Raw genomic sequence first — 16,094 nt, forward strand, 5'->3', positions numbered from 1 at the left:
AGCTACGGAAGTATATGAATAAGATTGACGATCAGCAAGGAACATGTAAATATTTTTTGCTAAGAGTGACATTGATTTATAAGGTTGGTCAGTCCTGCAAGACTGGTCATTTTTTTGGCTCTTTGTCAAATGGTGCTGATAGACTAAATAATTAAAACAAAAAGCAAGTAATTCGAAATTTGAATTGCTTGCTTTTTGTTTTAATAACCATATTAAATATAGTAGACATATTAAAAACATTAATAATGAGAACAGTGGTGCTATTGTTATTAGGATTAAAATTATGCAAAATTTAGCTAATCAGCGATAGCCATTTCAGTTAAAATTCTATGGGCTAATGACTCATTGGTAACAAAATCGGTTAGCATATTTCCACGTAAAGCACCTAAAGCAGCACGAGTTTTAAATTTACTTTTCAAAACACAAAAACGGCGCGGAGTAGCTAATACAGTTGGTAAATCAATGCCAAAAATTTTATCATCATTAACATTTAAAAAATTACCATAGATATCATATGGACGACCATATAACATGCCAGCGATTTGATCTAAGGAAATATTGGGAAAGATTTTATTAATATTTTGCCGCCAAGCTGGAATGGAGTTAACCGAAGAAAGTGTGCCAAAACCAGCAAAAATTAAATCCATTCGGGACGCTGCGGCAAAAGCAGGTTGCGATGATATTTCACGTACTAAACCAATTCTAGTACGATCATCCGTAATATATAGAGGACCAACCATGGTAATATACTCGGCAGAAAATTTGGAAGCAACACGTTCAACCATACGCATTGAGCCCGCAGCTGAGTTATATTTCATATTTTCACCCATAAATTGGGTGAATTTGACATCTTCTAAAATAGAAGTTTCAAAATGACTAGTTATATTATAAATTGTTTCCCCCCAAGTTGTACCGACAATATGGCTTTGTGCAATTAGTAATTCAATTTGTTTTGCTGCATATTTAATTATATTTTCTTCATTATCATTGGGATTAACAGTATCTTTAATAATATAACAATTTTTAATATTAAATTTTTTTTCAAAATGTTGCTCTAATTCAAGATTCCGAGCTGTTGGGGAAGCAATGTTAATAGTAACGATTCCTTCAAGTTTAGCATCGTCCAAATATTTATTAATTAGGTATCGACTTAAATGATATTTTTCAGTTAAGTCAGCTAATGATAAATTAGAGAGATAGTAATCCTGGGCAAGATTGGCAAGCATTTCACGTTGAGCAATATTCATATAAGTAACCTTCGTATCTTTTTTTATTATTATAACATTTAATTAAAAAATTTAAATTTAAATAATTAAACTGCTTTTAATTATTTAAAATTTTAAAAAATAACGCTATATATTTTAAAAAATTAAACATTTTTTGTTTACATTAGTATTATTGAGCGTTATTATTTAGTTGTTAACAATTGAACAAATAAGCAGTACGTACGTGTTCAAAGTTGGAAGGAATGAATATATGGTTGATATGAATAAAGTTTTATCATTACATGAGAAAAATATTGGTGTTTTAAAAATAGATGGCACATTTAATGTTAATAATCGTAATGATTTAGCCGAGGCTTACACCCCTGGAGTAGCTGATTTAGCTAAACGAATCGAGAAAAAACCAGAATTAAAAGAGCGTTATACTATTAGTGGAAAATTAGTTGCTATTATCTCAGATGGTTCAGCAGTTTTAGGGCTAGGGAACGTTGGACCAGCTGCTAGTTTACCAATTATTGAAGGAAAAGCCTTATTGTATAAAAATTTTGCTAATGTTAATGTAATTCCGTTAGCGTTAGAACAAAGCTCGGTTGACGATATTGTTAAAACAATTAAAACAATTGCACCATCGTTTGCTGGTATTCATTTGGAAGATATCGCTGCACCTAAAGTTTTTGAAATCGAAGAACGGTTGAGTAAAGAGTTAGTGATACCTGTTTATCATGATGATCAAACAGGCACCGCCATTGTTGTGTTGGCTGGTTTAATTAATGCAGCCAAGGTTGTAAATAAACCGTTAAAGGATTTGCAAGTAGTTATTAACGGCATTGGTGCTGCTGGGGTAGCAACAGCTAAAATTTTAATCGCAGCTGGGCTTAAAAATTTAACGTTAGTTGATATTGAAGGCGTCGTAAAATCAGATAACCCAACGTATAATGATTATCAACGAAAATTAGTAGCAAATATACAGCAAGCAACGGGTGCAGAGTTGGATGATGTCATTGATAATCAAGATGTTTTTATTGGATTATCAGTCGCTAATGTCTTAAATAAACATCAAGTAGCGCGAATGAGTGCTAAACCAATTATTTTTGCTCTAGCCAATCCAATTCCTGAAATTAATCCAAAAGAAGCTTTAGAAGTAGGCGCTGGTGTTGTGGCAACGGGTTCATCACAATGGCCTAATCAGGTTAATAATATACTAGCATTTCCAGGATTATTTAAAGGATTATTAGCAAGTGGATTAAAGCATGTTGATTTACAGTTACAAATTGAAGTGGCTAATGCTTTGGCTGACATGGTTGCCAAACCGACTGCTACCAAAATTGTTCCCGGTGTTTTTGATGAAAGTGTAGTAAATAATGTAGCCCAAGCTGTCCTCAACTATGCAAAAAATAAATTATAATCGGAGTAAGTAAGATGCTTGAAAAAATTAAGAGCTTTAAAATAGGTTTTATTCCATTACCACTATATCTTGTTTTATTACTAGGCTATATTTTATTAACGGTTACTAAAACAGTGCCGACAAACGATATGCTAGCATCCTTAGGAATCATGACAGTATTTGCTTATTTACTTGAAGAAATTGGTAAAAGGATTCCAGTTTTAAATTCATTAGGTGGTAAGGTCTTAGTTGTTACTTTCTTACCCGCTTACTTTGTCTATGCGGGATGGTTACCAAAATCAACAATCACTTCAGTTTCTAATTTTATGGAAGATAATAACTTTTTAATGTTTTTTATTACATTATTAGTGGTTGGCTCAATTGCTTCAATGAATCGAAAAACCTTAATTAAAGCAACTTCACGTATTATCGTGATTTTAATCTTATGTGATGTAATTGGATCATTGGTTGGAACTGGTATCGGTATGGTATTTGGTTTGTCTGCGTGGAAAGCCTATTTCTTCATTGTTGCGCCCATTATGGCTGGTGGGGTTGGTGAAGGTGCAATGCCATTATCATTAGGTTATGCAGCGGTTTTAACGGCTACAGGAGCTGGAAATGTTTTTGGTGAAATTTTGCCTGCAGTTATGTTAGGAAGCTTGGTTGCAGTCGTACTGTCTGGTTTGATGAAAAAGATTGGTGATGTACATCCAGAATTAACAGGTAATGGTAAGTTGATTGATGGAGCGGATGATGAATTGGAAAGTCTTAAAGGAAAATCAAGTGAGGTTAGTATTGAAAAAACATTAATCGCTGGTATTTTAGCAATTACTTTATACTTTTTAGCAGTTTGGTTAAATTTTGTTATTCAAAAATATGTTGGAGTGGCAGTACCAGCACCGATTATCTTATTAATTGTACTAATGGCAGCCAAAATGTTAGGGTACATTCCTAACAACATCGAGCAAGGTGGTAATTCATTATATGGTTTTACTGTAAAGGGCATTACGCCACCATTATTGTTTGGAGTAGGGGTAGCATCAACAGATTGGAATAAATTAATTCAAGTATTTAAAAGTCCCGCATCCATGATAGCAATCGCTGCAACTGTTATTGCAATTGTTATTACTGCTTTCATTGCCGCCAAATTATTAGGTTTGTATCCAGTTGATACAGCAATTGCAGTATCTTGCTGTTCAGGACAAGGTGGGACTGGGGCATTAGCAATTTTAGCTGCGGGTGATAGAATGGAGTTAATGCCTTTTGCACAAGTAGCTGTACGCCTAGGTGGTGCCATGACAGTCACGTTTGCAATTTTCTTAATGGGTATTTTAGTCCATTAAAAAAACTATCTGAGAAGAGGTATGCTGTGCCAGAAATAGAGAGTTTGGATCTTAATAAACAATCAGTTAAAATAAAATGGCAAAATTTTTTGAAAAAGCGTGGTATTAGTAATTTTGCGGATAATGAAATAACAAACATTGATACAACAATTGGGTTATTTGAAGCAAATTCTTTAATTGCGACTGGCTCAATTGCTGGTAATGTAATAAAGTATGTTGCTGTTGAGAATGAAACTAATGAAAGTAAAGGAGCTCTTTTTAATAAAATTGTTTCAGCATTAGTTAGCTGTTTAGCTAATCAAGGGATCTTTCACATATTTGTATTTACTAAACCGGAGTATAGCAAAACTTTCGAACATGTAGGCTTTTCGTTGCTAGCTACATCAGAAAAAGGGGTAATTTTAGAAAAGGGGATGCCAGATATAAATAGCTATTTAATGGCTATAAATGCTTCAAGCAAATTGGAAAATAAAAAAATCGCAAGTATTGTGATGAATGCTAATCCGTTTACTAAAGGGCATCGTTTTTTAGTTGAGCAAGCAGCATTGGAAAATGATTTAGTATATGTTTTTGTAGTTGAACAAGATGTATCATTATTTACGACAAATGAAAGAGTTAAATTAGTAAAGCAAGGTGTTAGTGATTTAACAAATGTTAAGGTTGTGTTAGGTGGTCCATATATGGTGAGTTTTGTTACTTTTCCAGCTTATTTTATTAATAGTCCTATTGATATAATTGATTATCAAACAACCTTAGATGCACAAATCTTTAAAAACTGGGTGGTTCCACAACTTAAAATTACCAGTCGTTATCTTGGCTGTGAACCATTTTCGAAAACTACGAAGCGCTATAATGAAATATTACAACAACAATTAAGTGATGTGATTAGTATTAAAATTATTGAACGAAAAATGATTGACGCGCAAATTATTTCAGCAACTAAAATAAGACTAGCTATTAAAGAGACGGATTTATTGTTAATTAAAGAGTTGGTACCATTAACGACTTTTAAATTTATAAAAAATAACCTTAATATATTACAGGAACGTATTCAGAAAGGACAAAAAATTAATGGAAATTAAAAAAAGTGCATTAGCAGGAACACTAGAATCATCTGATGTTCAAATTTTACTAAGTCCAGCGACTGATGGAATTACAATTGATTTACAATCGGATGTAAAGAAGCAATTTGGTGATCAAATTGAGGAAACAATTAAAAAAGTTTTGCTGAGTTATAAAATTGAAAATGTGCACGTTAAAGTCGTTGATAAAGGTGCTTTGGATATGGTTATTAAAGCCAGGACAATTACTGCCGTTCAACGAGCATTAGACATCGTTGATGAACCACAATGGGAGGTACTTTAATGAATCAGCAAAATGAGCGATTACGTCGAACAATGATGTTTGTTCCAGGAAACAATCCAGCCATGGTAAAGGATGCCGGTATATTTGGCGCAGATTCAATTATGTTTGATCTAGAAGATGCCGTTGCGATGACTGAAAAAGATGCGGCGCGTTATTTAGTTTTTGAGGCCTTACAAACGATTGATTATGGTAATGCTGAATTAGTAGTAAGAATTAATGGCTTAGACACACCATATTATGAAAATGATATTAAAGCAATGGTCAAAGCGGGAATTGATGTTATTCGCTTACCAAAAGTTGAATCAGCAGAAATGATGCACACCCTGGAAAAATTAGTTGCTGACGCAGAAAAAAATTTTGACCGTGAAGTTGGTACCACAAAATTAATGGCCGCTATTGAATCTGCTAAGGGAGTAGTGCATGCAAATGAGATTGCAGCGGCATCAAAACGAATGATTGGGATTGCTTTATCAGCTGAAGATTATACAACAGATATGAAAACGCATCGTTATCCAGATGGGCAGGAGTTATTATATGCTCGGAATGTTATTTTACATGCAGCGCGTGCAGCGGGGATTGCTGCTTTTGACACGGTCTTTACTAATATGGATGATGAAGCTGGTTTTTATCGAGAAACCGAATTAATTCATCAACTAGGTTTTGATGGAAAATCATTAGTTAATCCACGTCAAATTGCAATGGTGAATAAAGTTTATCAACCCACAAAACAAGAAATTGAAAAAGCACAAAATGTGATTGCAGCCATTGAAGAAGCGCGTTTAAAAGGTTCAGGAGTTATTTCAATGAATGGACAAATGGTTGATCGGCCCGTAGTATTACGAGCGCAAAGAGTTATGAATTTAGCTAATGCTGCTAATTTAGTTGATGCGGAGGGAAATTACATTGAAAAATAAAATTAATCGCAATATACCAGACGAGATAATGCGTGAACAAGGTTATACGGGATTTGATAGTGTTGAATTTGGTAATCCGGATATTCAAAGAGTAGCGCCAAAAGTAACCGCAACAACTGGTAATAGTAAAGTAGTAGCATCATTGGCCGAAGTGATTGAAAAGACTTTGCATAATGGTATGACAATTTCATTCCATCATCATTTCCGAGAAGGTGATTATGTTTTCAATCAAGTAATGCGGCTTATTATTGATAATGGTTATCAAAATTTAACGTTAGCTCCGTCATCACTTACAAATGTCATGAACGACATTGTGGTTGAGGCAATTGACAAAGGCGTCGTAACTAATATTACATCTTCAGGAATGCGAGGCAGTTTGGGGGATGCAGTATCGCATGGTGCGCTAGCTAATCCAGTGATTTTCAGATCACATGGTAATCGAGCACGGGCAATCGAAACAGGTGCCATAAAAATAGACGTAGCTTTTTTGGGAGTCCCTAATGCTGATGAAATGGGTAACGCAAATGGTATGGATGGTAAGGCTGCATTTGGCTCACTAGGCTATGCATTAATGGATGCACAATATGCTGATAAAGTTGTTTTAATAACGGATAGCATAAAACCATATCCTAATACACCGGCATCAATTAAACAAACACAAGTAGATTATGTTGTTGAAATTGATGCAGTGGGTAATCCTGATAAAATTGGTTCAGGGGCTACACGGTTTACTAAGGATCCAAAGGAATTAAAAATTGCTAAAACAGTCAATGACGTAATTATTAATTCACCATACTTTAAAGATGGGTTTTCATTTCAAACGGGTTCTGGTGGGGCAGCGCTAGCAGTAACACGGTTCTTACGACAAGCAATGCTTGATAAGCATATTAAAGCTAGTTTTGCCTTAGGTGGCATTACTAAACCAACGATTGATCTGTTAGAAGAAGGCTTAGTTGCTAAAGTGATGGATGTCCAAGACTTTGATAAAGGGGCCGCGGAATCAATGCATTTAAATAAGAATCAACAGGAAATTGATGCTTCATGGTATGCTGATCCAGCTAATAAAGGTGCAATGGTTGATAAACTAGATGTGGCCATTTTGTCAGCTTTGGAATTAGATACTAAATTTAACGTTAATGTAATGTCTGGTTCGGATGGCGTTATTCGCGGAGCAATTGGGGGACACCAAGATGCGGCTACTGCTAAATTGACAATTATTTCAGCGCCCCTTGTACGTGGGCGAATTGCAACAATTGTTAATGATGTGACAACTGTTGTGACACCAGGTGATTCAGTTGATGTGGTCGTTACTGAAGTTGGTATTGCGATTAATCCAAAACGGCAAGATTTGATGACAGCATTACGTGATTTACCAGGGGTACCAGTATATACAATTGAAGAGCTTCAACAAATGGCAGTTCAAAAGGTTGGAACAGCTAAACCTTTAGAATTTACTGACAAAGTGGTGGCTTTAATTGAATATCGGGATGGATCATTAATTGATGTGATTCATGAAGTGAAAGATTAACACATAGTAATTTAAAAAATCTCACAAAATAAATTTTTGCTTGAGATTTTTAGTACATATAAGTAAAGTAGGTTAGTTTATGATTGATATATTTAGCCAAGGGGAACCTCAAACTGTAATAACAGTCTTAGCCAATAAAGATTGGCGTAAGCAACAACAACAATTTTTGCTCAGGCAAAATCAACATGCAACGTTGCTTAGTTTAAAATTAAATATTCCTGGTTCAATTAAAAATAACGATTATTTAAGTAATTTATTCGTGCAAGGATATCAGCAAATAAGCAAACAACTAAAATTGGCAAATTGTATAGTAATCGATAAAGTCCTCCAAATAAAAAGGGCGACCGGACCAGAGGCTATTTTAGTTATTGATACTGCTGGTGAGCAATTAAAGAAAATTAGTATTCAATTTGAAGATGAAAGTAAGCTTGGTCGGATTTTTGATGTTGATGTAATTACACAAAATAACACGCAATTATCGAGAACTCAGTTAGGGTATTCACCGCGTAGTTGTTATGTATGCGGTGCTAATGCTAAAGTATGTGCCCGATCGCAGTGTCACTCGATGCAGTTAATAAAAAATTTTTTAAATAAAATCTATAGAGATGAAATAAGTCAAAATGAAATCAAAAATAATTGTTGAATATGCCCAAAAAGCTCTTTTATATGAAGTATCAGTTAATCCAAAGCCAGGCCTAGTTGATCCAATTAGTAATGGGGCGCATCAAGATATGGATGTATTTACCTTCATTAATAGTAGTGTAAGTCTATACAGTTATTTTGAAGCAGCTAGTGATTTAGGATTAACATTTAAAGGTAACGAGAATGATTTACCAAAATTATTTCAAACATTACGTAAACAGGGGCAACTTGCTGAAAGTACTATGTTTACAGCGACAAATGGGGTTAATACTCATAAAGGAGCCATTTTTTCGCTAGGAATATTGGTGTGTGCTACAGCATATGTGAGCCAACATGCAAGAACAATCAATATTACTAATATAATAGATGTAGTTAAAAGGATGCTAGCTAATTTAGTGAATGATGATTTAGCTAATTTAAAGCCGAATAAGCCATTAACAGCAGGGCAACAACAGTATTTAAAATACGGTAAAACGGGAATTCGTGGTGAAGCCCAAGCTGGGTTTCCAACCGTCTTACAATTTGGACTACCAATGCTTAGAAAAAGTAGTGGAACGATAAATCAGCGCTTATTAGATACATTGATGAAAATTGCCCAAAATACTCAAGATTCTAATTTAATTAAACGAGCACACACCCCCAGTATTACGGTGTGGTTTAGTAGCAAATGTCAACGTTACTTTGAACTAGGTGGCAGTAAAACAGCCATGGGGTACCAATATTTGCAATCATTAGATAAAATCTTGATTGCAAAAAATCTTAGCTTAGGAGGATCAGCAGATTTATTAATTTTAACGATATATTTAGGTTTAGTTGAGGACATACTTTAATGCAATTAATGACAAATGATAAGCTTAGATTGGTTTATAATGATACAGGAAAAGTAGGACAACCAACAATTATTTTAATTGCGGGCTATTCTGGTATAAAAGAAGAGTGGTTACTTATCCAAAAAAAATTGACTACACAAGGTTGGCGAGTGATTACTTTTGATTGTCGGAATCATGGGGCATCTAGTCATAGAGCAACTGGTCTACGAATTAGCCGGTTGGCAATGGATCTAGCAAATTTAATGCAGAAACTTAGCGTGACTAGTGCGATTTTATTAGGTCACTCGATGGGTGCCAGTATTATTTGGTCTTACATATCATTATTTGGTACAGCTAAAATAATCAAAATAATTACTATTGATCAATCACCTAAAGCCTTGAATACGGATGATTGGCACTTTGGTGCTTTTGATATTACTTATAAAAACCTAGCATTGAAAGCTGATATGATTTTAACTACTAGCTTAACAGCGCAAAGAGTAGATCAAACAATGTGGGATTTATTAAAGGAGAGACACCGTTGCCATCCTTTTAATCAGCAACAGACTCATCCATTATTAGAGAATCATCTTGTTCAAGATTGGCGTGATGTGGTCATGACAATTAAGATTCCGCATTTAATGCTTTTGGGTGGTAAATCAATGATTTGGGGAAACAAATTTAATCAGTATTGCCAAGAAAAATATCAAAACAATAGTACACAAGTGATTATTCTTGAAGAAAGTGGGCATTTACCACACTTAGAAGAGCCGCTGAGTTTTATGGCTCAGGTCATAGCATTTATTAATGAATAATCCAGTAATAAATTATTGACAACCACTTATATAATTTTGTATAATAAATGAGTTATTGATGTTGGTGGTATAGCCAAGTGGTAAGGCATGGGTCTGCAAAACCTTGATCGTCGGTTCGAATCCGATTACCACCTTATAAGAATTATATTAATGAGCTTGTGTAGCTAAATTGAGGCCCTATAAAAGGGTGGATCATACACGAAAAGTGGTTAATTGTAACAATTGGCCGCTTTTTTTGTATCTTATAAAAATTTAGTTAGCTAACGATTATTAAACGTAAGTATATGATACAATTCTTTTTTAAACTGGTAAAACATGGAGGAATTTTGAATGACAGTAAAGATGATTGCAACAGATATGGATGGAACTTTTTTACGGGATGATAAAAAGTATGATGTTGACCGTTTTCGTGAGCAATTAAAATTTATGGATGAAAAAAAAATTCAATTTGTTGCTGCAAGTGGTAATCAATTTTATCAATTGAAAGATTTTTTTACGCCAATTACTAACCAATATAAAATAGATTTTGTTGCGGATAATGGTGCTCGCATTTTTATGGCCAATAAATTGATTTATGAAGCTACTGTTACGCGGGAACAATTACAAAAAGTTATTGAATGGAATGCTAAAAATCCTGCCAGTCATAATAATTTGATTATTTTAACTGGTAATCACGGTGCATATGTCAGTAATCATGCAGTTGATCAAGTTTTAACTGAAGTTAAAAGTTTTTATAATCCAGTTTATCAAGTTGAAAAACTATTAGAAATACAAGATGAAATTTTTAAAGTTACATTTGTTTGGCCAAATAAGCAAGTGCAAGCTTATGTGACGGCCCTGTTAGCAATTTTTGGTGATGAATTACACGCTACTGGGTCAGGATTTGGCAGTGTTGATGTTTTAGCCCGGGGGGTTAATAAGGCAAGTGGGTTAAGCAAGTTGCAAGCAGCGTATAATATTACTGCCGATGAAATTGTTGCATTTGGTGATAACAACAATGATTTAGAAATGTTAAACTATGTTGGAACAGGTTATGTAATGCCGAACGCTTATCCAGCAATGCATGAAGTTGGGTTCAAAGAAGCATTAGCTGATAATAATCATGATGGTGTATTAGTGACGATTGATCAAATATTGGAGAATATTTAATGAAAATATTACTGTACTTTGAAGGACAAAAGTTAATTGCCGGTTCAGGAATTGGTAATGCAATGCATCATCAGATGGCTGCACTAAGGGCTAATAAGATTGCATATACTTTAGATCCCAATGATGAATACGATATTTTACACATTAATACCTATGGATTAAAGAGTCGAAAAATTATTAAGCAAGCACGGAAAGCGCATAAACCGGTTATTTATCATGCACATTCAACACAAGAAGATTTTAAAAATTCATTTATTGGTTCTAATCAATTAGCACCGTTATATGGTAAATACTTGAAAAGTTTGTATCAATTAGCGGATGTCTTAATAACACCAACCCCGTATGCTAAAAAATTATTAACTAATTATGGTTTGAAAATGCCAATTTACCCGATTTCAAATGGGATTGATATTAACAAATACCAAATTAATGAAACTAAAATTACTGCTTTTCGTAATTATTTTAAATTAGATGTACACAAGAAAGTCGTTATCAGTGTCGGATTATTCTTTGAGAGAAAAGGAATTGATGATTTTGTTAAATTAGCAGAATTGAATCCAGAAATTACGTTTATTTGGTTTGGCCACATTAATTTTGCGACAATTCCCCGTAAAATTCGTAAATTAGTAAAAACTAACCATCCAGCTAATGTAATCTTTCCAGGTTACATTACTGGTGACATCATTCAAGGCGCATATAGTGGGGCCGATGCTTTTTTATTTCCATCACGTGAGGAAACAGAAGGAATTGTTGTGTTAGAGGCACTTGCTGCTAGTCAAAATGTCATAATACGTGATATCCCAGTTTATGCCGATTGGTTAACCAATCATGAAAATGTTTTTAAAGCGCGCAACATTGCTGAATTTAATCAACAATTACATTATGTTTTAGAACATGATACGAAATTAATTAAAAATGCGGGTGTAAAAGTCGCGCAGGCGCGCTCAATTACAACTGTCGGAGAACAGTTAAAAGCAGTTTATCAAAGCCTATTGACAAAATAGTTATAAAAAAATGACCATTAAAAAGTTTAGACGCTAGAACATGAGCTTTTTAATGGCCGTTCTTGTAATTTTTAGTTAATATTGTTGTAAAAATAAAATTAAAACGGTAACTGCTTGGATAGCTAGTAATAAAGGAACAAGCTTAGCATAACTAAGCTTTAAATTAATTAATATTAACCAAGTACTGATAACGATAGCGATTGCGCAAATCGTCCAAAAGTTAATTGGTAATGTCAATAATGTGATAATGAGTAAAATTCCTAAGCCAAGACTAGTTAGACGTTTTTTAGTAATATTAACGATGAAAAGTGGTGTCATAAAATATAAATAACATAAAAATAATGGGAACAAGGTTAAGATGAAGGGCTGTGTGACATATTTGTTTTGTAAATAAAAAACAGTTAGCGGAATGATAAAAGCATTTGCTAAAGCAAAGGTAATTAAGCCCCAAATTGATCGTAGTTTAAACCATTTAAATTGTAAAGCCACTAAAAAAAAGGTAAAACTTAATAGTGCTGTAAAAACTAAAATATCACCCTTTATTAGGTTTGAAAAGGTAAATAAAACATTAATTGCTAAAATCAGTAAAGCCCCAATTGAGTGAAATTGATGATAGAGCATTAAGAAAATTGCTAGCGCTAAACTAATTGTATAACCTAGTAAAAATTGCAGATCTAATGGTAATTGAGCGTTGAGATGTTGACCATAAATAAGTGGATAGACCCACCAAATGACATTTTGTAAAAAAATACCAATTAACGCCATTAACGTAAGCTGAAATCGGCTATTTTTAAATAAGCTTAACCAAGGATAGTGTGAACTTTGGGGATGTAAGTTGGTCCGTTTTAGTTGAGTTTGTTGTTCATCCATTTTTTATGTTTGCTCCATTCACATATTAATGTTACTAATTTTAACAAGCATTATTGCAATTCTCAATAATTATGTTATCATATAATTCGTATCATTCTTCATAGAGAGTGCGTAAGGGACTTGCCCGATGATCGCACACCAACCTACATTTGCAAAGGATGCAAGGTGGTAAGACAAGATTCGATGAAGATAGTTGTTAACTGTGTATTGGGCAATTGCGACTATCCGAGTCAAGGATGGTCGCAATTTTTTATTTTAAGGGAGTATTATAAAATGTCACAAACACAAAAAGAACGACGCCTATTTACCTCAGAATCAGTTTCAGAGGGTCACCCAGATAAAGTTTCAGATCAAATTAGTGATGCCATATTGGATGCTGTGTTAAAAGAGGATCCACAAGCACGAACAGCAATTGAAACGTCAGTGACAACGGGCTACGTTAATGTTTTTGGAGAAATCTCAACAACAGCTTACGTTAATATTAATCATATTGTTCGCCAAACATTAAAGCGTATTGGTTACGATGATCCTGAAGCTGGCTTTTTAGCGGATGACATTCATGTGGGAATAACATTAGATGAACAATCACCAGATATTGCGCAAGGCGTGGATGCGGCGATTGAGCAACGAGAAGAAGGCGGAATTGATCCGCTTGACCAGATTGGAGCTGGAGACCAAGGCTTAATGTTTGGTTTTGCCACAAATGAAACCGATCAATTTTTACCATTATCGGTGGTACTTTCACATCAATTAGTAAAGAAACAAGCCGAAATTAGACGACAAGGGGTATTGGGATATCTTCTGCCTGATGCTAAAGCACAAGTAACGGTTGAATTAGATGCAGATGATAAACCCACACGGATTGATGCGGTGGTGTTATCAACGCAACATCGCGATGCAGTATCACTTGAAACATTAAGGGCCGATGTTAAAAAATATATCATAGATCCAATCTTACCTGATGATATGGTTGATGAACAAACGCGCTACTATATTAATCCAACGGGCCGGTTTGTAATTGGTGGGCCTAAGGGGGATGCTGGTATGACGGGGCGCAAGATCATTGTCGATACATATGGTGGTTATGCGCGCCATGGTGGTGGTGCTTTCTCTGGTAAAGATGCAACTAAAGTTGATCGTAGTGCTGCTTATGCCACGCGTCACATCGCTAAGAACATCGTTGCTGCTGAATTGGCTGATAAGGTTGAAATTCAAGTTGCCTATGCGATTGGTGTTGCTAAACCCGTTTCTGTTAGTGTTAATTCATTTGGTACAGCTAAAGTTAGTGATGAGCAATTGGTTGCGGCTATTCGTGATTTATTTGAATTACGGCCGGCTGGAATTATTGAAGACTTGGATTTACGTAAGCCACGCTATGAAGCAACTGCTGCATACGGTCACTTTGGTCGGCCTGAATTGGACTTACCATGGGAGCGTTTGGACAAGGTTGATGCATTGAAGACGTATTTTAATAAATAAGATAAAAATGAAAGTTAACTTAGTCCGCACTAAAAAATGCTATTAAATAATATTTAATAAAAACCTGTTGCCAAGATATATTTGGCAACAGGTTTTTATGCACTAGAAAATGGTTCAAATTGAAAAATTTAGTGGGTAGTAATAGTGAGGATATTACTTAAAGTGGTTTTATATTTAGCCTTAAAAGGTTGGTTGCTAAAAAAATGACACCTAAACTAGATGCTATCGTTTAGACGTCACTTTTTTGAGTAGTATGCATGGCTTACTTTTTTTGAATTGCTAAAACTAAAGGTGGCTGATTCACCTGATTGATAAATTGGTATTGCAAAACGGCATATTTTTGTTGTGGTAATTGTGTGACACTATCAAGTAATGCGCTAAGCTCGGTTTGACCACCAGGATGGCCATAATAGACAACTAAAACAACTAAGCCATGGTTTGCTAGTTTGGGTAAGATAGTCTTTATTGCTGCTAGGGTAGAATCTTTGTTAGTAATAATCTTTTTATCAGCACCAGGTAAATATCCTAAATTAAAAATAGCACCATTAATAAGAGTATTTTCACTAAGGTATTTATTCAGATGTTGGTGGCCATCATGAATAACGGAGGTGTTAAGTATATTATGTTCACTAAGTAAAGTTTGGGTATTGTCAATTGCTTGTTGTTGGATATCAAAGGCTAAAACACGACCCTCTGGGCCAACTAGCTTAGCTAAAAAAAGGGTGTCATGGCCATTACCCGCAGTAGCATCAATGACTAAATCACCCTGATTGATTGTATTTTTTAGTAAAGAATGGCTGAAGGTTAAAGCATTTTCAAGCATAATTAGCTCCTTTTAAGTTGGTTAAATTTAAAAATAAAGAAATTTGAAAATACTAGCATGGCATAACCTAGACAATAACCAGCAACAACGTCACTCGGGTAATGAACGCCCAGGTAGATGCGGCTTAACGGTAAAGCAACAATAATGACCCCTAAGAATGAATTAACTGCAAAACGTAGTCCGTCATTAGCTAAGTAGTAATTCGCTAAAATGATTAATGAGCCATACAACAAAACTGCATTCATCGTATGACCAGAGGGAAAGCTAAAGCCACTAGCCTGTATTAAATGAACAATATGTGGGCGTGGACGATGAATTAAATACTTAAATAAATTAGCAAAAACGTAACCAAAAACTCCTACGTTGATTAATAAAAAGCAAGTGGCACGTAATTTTTTTTGAAAAATGAACAAAATAGCTAAAGTAAACATTAAAACTAACGACCACTTTTCATTACCAGCCCGCGTAACGTTTTTAAAAAACCAAGTTCGATTGGGGCTCAAAGGTTCACGTACTAGGCTAAATCCCCAAGTATCAAAATGGGCAAGCCAGGTAGAATCGACGACAACCCCGAAAGCAATCAGGATAAAGATTAGTAAAGCAAGAAAAGCACAACTTAATTGGATTTTTACAGCGGTTTTCATTAATAGATTAACTGCTAAGAATATATCTTAAAAAAATTGATATTATTTGGCACAGTACTTGCAGTTTTTCCTTTCTAAATTGTTAATTATATATTGATGTGA

General features: G+C 34.6%; 16 protein-coding genes, 1 tRNA gene and 1 riboswitch. Of the genes, 13 read left to right on the forward strand and 4 right to left on the reverse strand.

The genetic code is table 11. The features are described from left to right. Positions 1 to 296: 296 nt before the first annotated feature. The gene (locus JOC59_RS01585; RefSeq protein ID WP_205143050.1) at positions 297 to 1,247 is read right to left on the reverse strand and encodes a sugar-binding transcriptional regulator; all 951 of its coding nucleotides are present in this window, start codon (positions 1,245 to 1,247) and stop codon (positions 297 to 299) included. A 229-nt stretch (positions 1,248 to 1,476) separates the two neighbouring features. On the opposite strand from JOC59_RS01585, the gene JOC59_RS01590 reads away from it, so the two are divergent. The 12 genes from JOC59_RS01590 (at position 1,477) to JOC59_RS01645 (ending at position 12,176) form a co-directional block, all read left to right on the forward strand. Then, positions 1,477 to 2,628 (forward strand): NAD(P)-dependent malic enzyme, encoded by a 1,152-nt coding sequence (locus tag JOC59_RS01590; protein ID WP_205143051.1) that lies wholly within the window; start codon positions 1,477 to 1,479, stop codon positions 2,626 to 2,628. Positions 2,629 to 2,642: 14 nt separating this feature from the next. Continuing rightward, on the forward strand, positions 2,643 to 3,950 hold the full coding sequence (locus JOC59_RS01595; RefSeq protein WP_205143052.1) for a 2-hydroxycarboxylate transporter family protein: 1,308 nt from the start codon (positions 2,643 to 2,645) through the stop codon (positions 3,948 to 3,950). Positions 3,951 to 3,976: 26 nt separating this feature from the next. Next, a complete protein-coding gene (gene citC / locus JOC59_RS01600) occupies positions 3,977 to 5,032 on the forward strand; it encodes a [citrate (pro-3S)-lyase] ligase (protein WP_205143053.1) in 1,056 nt (351 codons plus the stop codon). Continuing rightward, complete coding sequence (citD, locus tag JOC59_RS01605; RefSeq protein WP_205143054.1) at positions 5,022 to 5,315, forward strand: citrate lyase acyl carrier protein; 294 nt, start codon at positions 5,022 to 5,024, stop codon at positions 5,313 to 5,315. The genes citC and citD overlap by 11 nt, the downstream gene beginning before the upstream one ends. Next, complete coding sequence (gene citE, locus JOC59_RS01610; protein ID WP_239516982.1) at positions 5,315 to 6,229, forward strand: citrate (pro-3S)-lyase subunit beta; 915 nt, start codon at positions 5,315 to 5,317, stop codon at positions 6,227 to 6,229. Before citD ends, citE begins: the two co-directional genes overlap by 1 nt. Continuing rightward, a complete protein-coding gene (gene citF, locus JOC59_RS01615) occupies positions 6,219 to 7,757 on the forward strand; it encodes a citrate lyase subunit alpha (protein WP_205143056.1) in 1,539 nt (512 codons plus the stop codon). Before citE ends, citF begins: the two co-directional genes overlap by 11 nt. A 79-nt stretch (positions 7,758 to 7,836) precedes the next feature. Beyond that, entirely contained in the window at positions 7,837 to 8,400 is a 564-nt protein-coding gene (citX, locus tag JOC59_RS01620; RefSeq protein ID WP_205143057.1) for a citrate lyase holo-[acyl-carrier protein] synthase, read from the forward strand. After that, positions 8,378 to 9,229: a triphosphoribosyl-dephospho-CoA synthase CitG gene (gene citG / locus JOC59_RS01625; protein ID WP_205143058.1), complete on the forward strand. Its 852-nt coding sequence runs from the start codon at positions 8,378 to 8,380 to the stop codon at positions 9,227 to 9,229. Before citX ends, citG begins: the two co-directional genes overlap by 23 nt. Further along, a complete protein-coding gene (locus JOC59_RS01630) occupies positions 9,229 to 10,023 on the forward strand; it encodes an alpha/beta fold hydrolase (RefSeq protein WP_205143059.1) in 795 nt (264 codons plus the stop codon). The genes citG and JOC59_RS01630 overlap by 1 nt, the downstream gene beginning before the upstream one ends. 63 nt (positions 10,024 to 10,086) lie before the next feature. Then, positions 10,087 to 10,157, forward strand: a tRNA-Cys gene (locus JOC59_RS01635). 196 nt (positions 10,158 to 10,353) lie between these two features. Next, on the forward strand, positions 10,354 to 11,172 hold the full coding sequence (locus tag JOC59_RS01640) for a Cof-type HAD-IIB family hydrolase (RefSeq protein ID WP_205143060.1): 819 nt from the start codon (positions 10,354 to 10,356) through the stop codon (positions 11,170 to 11,172). Beyond that, positions 11,172 to 12,176, forward strand: a complete 1,005-nt coding sequence (locus JOC59_RS01645; protein WP_205143061.1) for an LTA glycolipid anchor biosynthesis glycosyltransferase, IagA/BgsA family — start codon at positions 11,172 to 11,174, stop codon at positions 12,174 to 12,176. Before JOC59_RS01640 ends, JOC59_RS01645 begins: the two co-directional genes overlap by 1 nt. 75 nt (positions 12,177 to 12,251) lie before the next feature. Here JOC59_RS01645 and JOC59_RS01650 read toward each other — a convergent pair whose 3' ends face one another. Beyond that, positions 12,252 to 13,046, reverse strand: a complete 795-nt coding sequence (locus JOC59_RS01650; RefSeq protein ID WP_205143062.1) for a hypothetical protein — start codon at positions 13,044 to 13,046, stop codon at positions 12,252 to 12,254. 95 nt (positions 13,047 to 13,141) lie between these two features. Then, a riboswitch (SAM riboswitch) is annotated at positions 13,142 to 13,236 on the forward strand. An 83-nt stretch (positions 13,237 to 13,319) separates the two neighbouring features. Here JOC59_RS01650 and metK point away from each other — a divergent pair. Beyond that, positions 13,320 to 14,525: a methionine adenosyltransferase gene (gene metK / locus JOC59_RS01655; RefSeq protein WP_205143063.1), complete on the forward strand. Its 1,206-nt coding sequence runs from the start codon at positions 13,320 to 13,322 to the stop codon at positions 14,523 to 14,525. A gap of 262 nt (positions 14,526 to 14,787) precedes the next feature. Here the strand turns inward: metK and mnmM are convergent, their stop codons facing one another. Beyond that, positions 14,788 to 15,348, reverse strand: a complete 561-nt coding sequence (mnmM, locus tag JOC59_RS01660) for a tRNA 5-(aminomethyl)-2-thiouridylate-methyltransferase MnmM (protein WP_205143064.1) — start codon at positions 15,346 to 15,348, stop codon at positions 14,788 to 14,790. Positions 15,349 to 15,350: 2 nt separating this feature from the next. Further along, complete coding sequence (locus tag JOC59_RS01665; RefSeq protein WP_205143065.1) at positions 15,351 to 15,992, reverse strand: phosphatase PAP2 family protein; 642 nt, start codon at positions 15,990 to 15,992, stop codon at positions 15,351 to 15,353. Between the last annotated feature and the right edge of the window lie 102 nt (positions 15,993 to 16,094).

It is taken from the genome of Periweissella beninensis (genome assembly GCF_016908275.1).
GTDB lineage: Bacteria > Bacillota > Bacilli > Lactobacillales > Lactobacillaceae > Periweissella > Periweissella beninensis.

Bases quoted from the DNA above. Each gene is read 5' to 3' on its own strand.
- JOC59_RS01585 (WP_205143050.1), bottom strand. From the start codon at position 1,247: ATGAATATTGCTCAACGTGAAATGCTTGCCAATCTTGCCCAGGATTAC.
- JOC59_RS01590 (WP_205143051.1), top strand. From the start codon at position 1,477: ATGGTTGATATGAATAAAGTTTTATCATTACATGAGAAAAATATTGGT.
- JOC59_RS01595 (WP_205143052.1), top strand. From the start codon at position 2,643: ATGCTTGAAAAAATTAAGAGCTTTAAAATAGGTTTTATTCCATTACCA.
- citD (WP_205143054.1), top strand. From the start codon at position 5,022: ATGGAAATTAAAAAAAGTGCATTAGCAGGAACACTAGAATCATCTGAT.
- citE (WP_239516982.1), top strand. From the start codon at position 5,315: ATGAATCAGCAAAATGAGCGATTACGTCGAACAATGATGTTTGTTCCA.
- citX (WP_205143057.1), top strand. From the start codon at position 7,837: ATGATTGATATATTTAGCCAAGGGGAACCTCAAACTGTAATAACAGTC.
- citG (WP_205143058.1), top strand. From the start codon at position 8,378: ATGAAATCAAAAATAATTGTTGAATATGCCCAAAAAGCTCTTTTATAT.
- JOC59_RS01630 (WP_205143059.1), top strand. From the start codon at position 9,229: ATGCAATTAATGACAAATGATAAGCTTAGATTGGTTTATAATGATACA.
- JOC59_RS01640 (WP_205143060.1), top strand. From the start codon at position 10,354: ATGACAGTAAAGATGATTGCAACAGATATGGATGGAACTTTTTTACGG.
- JOC59_RS01645 (WP_205143061.1), top strand. From the start codon at position 11,172: ATGAAAATATTACTGTACTTTGAAGGACAAAAGTTAATTGCCGGTTCA.
- JOC59_RS01650 (WP_205143062.1), bottom strand. From the start codon at position 13,046: ATGGATGAACAACAAACTCAACTAAAACGGACCAACTTACATCCCCAA.
- metK (WP_205143063.1), top strand. From the start codon at position 13,320: ATGTCACAAACACAAAAAGAACGACGCCTATTTACCTCAGAATCAGTT.
- mnmM (WP_205143064.1), bottom strand. From the start codon at position 15,348: ATGCTTGAAAATGCTTTAACCTTCAGCCATTCTTTACTAAAAAATACA.
- JOC59_RS01665 (WP_205143065.1), bottom strand. From the start codon at position 15,992: ATGAAAACCGCTGTAAAAATCCAATTAAGTTGTGCTTTTCTTGCTTTA.